The organism is Corynebacterium sp. HMSC035E02, from assembly GCF_001836065.1.
GTDB classification, from domain to species: Bacteria; Actinomycetota; Actinomycetes; order Mycobacteriales; family Mycobacteriaceae; genus Corynebacterium; species Corynebacterium hiratae.
Genome location: NZ_KV827317.1, coordinates 1 through 248, shown reverse-complemented (window position 1 = coordinate 248; position 248 = coordinate 1). Strand labels below are relative to the sequence as shown.

Here is a 248-nt window from a genome sequence, read left to right as displayed (position 1 = left end):
GCGCTGCTTAACGACGCCGTCAAGAAGGGCGGCATGATGGCCTGCTCCCGCGTGGGTGGGCTGTCCGGTTCCTTCATCCCGGTTTCTGAGGACAAGGGAATGATCGATGCGGTGCGCACCGGTGCCATCTCCATCGACAAGCTGGAGGCCATGACCTCGATCTGCTCGGTGGGCTTGGACATGATCGCCATCCCGGGTGATACCTCTGCTGAGACCATCGCCGGCATGATCGCGGACGAAGCCGCCAT

1 protein-coding gene is annotated in these 248 nt (G+C 62.5%); it reads left to right on the top strand.

What is annotated here, in order from left to right:
- Positions 1 to 248 (top strand): DUF711 family protein (locus HMPREF2635_RS03205; protein WP_141761675.1); only part of this gene is annotated, 248 nt, incomplete at both ends.